Annotated in this window: 2 protein-coding genes; both read right to left on the bottom strand. The window is 52.1% G+C overall.

The window, feature by feature from the left end; genetic code table 11:
• Positions 1-4 precede the first annotated feature (4 nt).
• Positions 5-1,408 (bottom strand): ABC transporter permease, encoded by a 1,404-nt coding sequence (locus ACTRC3_RS11570; RefSeq protein ID WP_440323173.1) that lies wholly within the window; start codon positions 1,406-1,408, stop codon positions 5-7.
• Between the two features lie 3 nt (positions 1,409-1,411).
• Positions 1,412-3,238, bottom strand: coding sequence for a COG1361 S-layer family protein (locus ACTRC3_RS11565; protein WP_440323172.1), 1,827 nt, complete (start codon positions 3,236-3,238; stop codon positions 1,412-1,414).
• Positions 3,239-3,267 lie beyond the last annotated feature (29 nt).

Here is a 3,267-nt window from a genome sequence, read left to right as displayed (position 1 = left end):
CCTGTTACTCATTTCGGATCGCCGCCAGCGGGCTTAAGCGCATAGCCCGAAGCGCCGGGAACAATCCGGCCACCATACCAATCACCACCGCAAAAACAAGCGCCAGCAGGGTCAGATAGGGCGGAATGTATGACACATTCGAGTAATAACTGTCCCGTAGGACGAAATTGATAATGGCCGATATCATATAACTGAGAACGATTCCCACTACGCCGCCGATCAGGCCGATGAAGCCGGCCTCTGCCAGAAACATATTCCGGATAGCCGCCATATCGCAGCCCAGCACCTTCATGACGCCGATTTCCTTGGTGCGCTCATAGATGGACATCATCATGGTATTCGCGATGCCAATGGCAGCCACGAACAGGGATACCGCGCCGATACCGCCCAGGGTCGCCTGAATGGAACGGGAGCTCTGCTGTACCTGCTCCATCCATTCCGCATTGCTGTTTGCCTGCAGTCCCAGATTCTGTATCTCCTGCTGCACAGCCTTGACATTCTTCATATCGTCCACACGGATATAGGCAGAATCGTAATAGAGCTCCTTATAGGGCTTGCCGGACTTGGTGGTGGGCTGGCCCGGAATGACCTTTCCCTTATAAATCTTTTTCAGCTGCATTTTCAGCGCTTCCACATCACAGAGTACGCTGTTGGAATTCTCCGTATAGTCATTTTCCGTACCCGCCATCACGCCGCAGGCCGGAATCAGATACTTCTTCGGCGCTGCCACCGGAGCTCCGCTCTCGTCCGTACCGCCATTCTTGCTATTCCAATAAGCGTCTGTATCGAAAATGATAAACAGCGGATCCTTCATATAATCAATGTCTGCCAGCTGACCCGTATCCCAGTAATACTGATTCGTCTTTGCGTCATAGAAGTCTGTAATTACCGTATTGCCGTATAAGAATTTCAGCTCAGAATCCGACAACGGGAGCTCGCTTCCATCCGTCAAATCCAGATTCAGTTTTTGCAGAGCTTCTTTGCTCATACCCTGAATATTAATGTAAGCTTCCCATTTTCCATACTTGGCAATGGCCGATGTGGAAAGCACCGGGGATGCTATCTCCACGTGTTCCAGCTGGGACAGGGTCGTAATCATCGCGTCGTTGATGCGAATGGGTTCATTACTGCCGGAGCCCGAAGCTCCCCCTTCCATCGACGACGCCGCCATGCCGCTGTCGCTGTAATACATTCCGCCGCCGTTTTCATTGGGGTATACCGTAATCGTGGTCAGGCCTCCGTACTGCTCGATCTGTTCCATATTGGACTTACTGAGTCCCAGTCCCAAAGAGATCATAACCATAATCGAAGCCGTTCCCACAACTACACCCAGCACGGTCAGAACTGTCCTGAGCTTCCTCCGCCAGAGACTGCTCAGGCTCATTTTGAGCAAATCACCAAAACTCATGGATTACTCCTTCTCTTTTCCGTCCTCAGACGTATCTGCTGCATCGTCAGTCTCTTCTGTGTCGTCACCCAAATCTACGTCTTCTAAATCATCCAGATCGTCTGCCTCCAGAAGCGCTGCCGCTTTTTTGGCTTTCTTCTTACGGATGATAAGAAATGCTGCCACGACTGCAATCACGATTACCAGAGGAATCAGTACATACCAGATTTTAAAGCCGCCCTGGGACTGGCTTCCATCGTCGTACATGCCGTCATCCGTCATTCCGTCGTCGTAATTCATCATTTCTGTTACATAAAGCTCCATCTCTTTTTCTATTGTGGTAGCCTCTCCGGATTCATCCTCAAAGGTAATCTGGATTTTAACCTTGCCATCGTCTGTGGTAGCCGCCGCTCCGGTCAGATAAGCGTCTACGGAACCGGTTGCGCCCGGATCAATATTTCCAAGATAAGTATCGCCACCCGTCACAGAATCTGCCACAAATTTGACGGAAGCATTGTAAAGCTTGGTTTTACCGATGTTGTAAAGGCTGAAGGACACATTGGCTTCTCCGCCTACCTCGATGGACTGGGGCGTCACCTCAATGCTGCTGGTATCGATTCTGGCTTCCTGACGCACCGGAATGGACACACTCGCCGTATTCTCATAAGCATTAACGTTCTCGTCCTCGTAATCCATCTTTACGTTGATGACGTAGGGCTTCTGCGCCAGGTCGGAACGGGCCTCCAGCTCAATGCTGATGTCCTTGTTCGCGCCTGCCGCAATCTTGTCCACGAATACGGTGCTGGATCCTGCGGTGGGCAGGAAGGAAGCCGCCACATAGGTGGTATCGGTGCTCTCACTGGCCGCCTGGATATCAAATACCATATTCTTTACCGCGGTAGCCTTGGAGGTGTTCTGCATGTGCAAGGTCAGCGTAAAGGTATCTCCTGCGTGTACGGTCTCCGGGTCTGTGGAAAATCCGGTTACAATGACACGGGGCGTAGAGGACTTGCCGTCTGCGGAGATCCCCGTGGTTCCCACTACTTTTACATAGGAAGTCAGTGTTACGTTGCTCAGGCTCTTATCATCATTTTCAAAGGTTACATTAAAGGAAATGGGCATATAGCCGCTGGGCGCATCCTTTCTTGTCTTCAGCGTCCAGGTCAGCTCCCGGCGCCGCTCCATATCCGTACCGCCGTCGTCTGTACCCGGCAGACGGTCGATAGTCTGGCTGTAATTGGAGGTTTCAATCTCGAAGGGCCATTTTGCCGCGTCCTCGCTGATAGCCGGAGTCACTACCACATTTTTCACACGGGTACGTCCCATGTTGACCACCGGAAGCACCACGTTGACCTGCTGGCCCGCGTTGGCCACCGGGGTTACCCAGTTACCGCCCACCATGATGTTATTGTTGGTGGTCGTCGGGGTGGTGTCGGGGGTGGTGTCACCGGTGTCCGCTGATGAAACAAAGGTATCCAGCTTTGCGGTTGCCTTGGCCAGATATGCGGTTACCTGCTCACTGGTACGCATATTGGAAATGACTGTTTCTGCATCCTTCTTTGCTTTGTCAAAATCAGCCTTCTTATCGGCAGACACGGAATCCTTCAACGCATCATAATAATCCGCAAGCTGATCCAGTGCATTTTTCTTAGCATCTGCCAATTGCTCCGCTGGGGTCTTTTCTTTTCCTGTTGTAACTCCCGCTCCGGCTCCACCTGTCGGTTCCGCCTGCACCGCCGGAGTTCCTGCCGTCGCATGCGCCACCATAGGCTGCGCCATTCCCGCTGCCGGAACTGCCAGTGCGCCGCACATCATCAGCACCAGTGCTTTTTTTAATACCTTATTTTTCATCCCGCTTTTCCTCCCTGTTTCTGTTATCC

Source organism: Laedolimicola sp. (assembly GCF_051972735.1).
In the GTDB taxonomy this organism is placed as follows: domain Bacteria; phylum Bacillota; class Clostridia; order Lachnospirales; family Lachnospiraceae; genus Laedolimicola; species Laedolimicola intestinihominis.
This window is presented reverse-complemented; position numbering and strand designations above follow the sequence as displayed.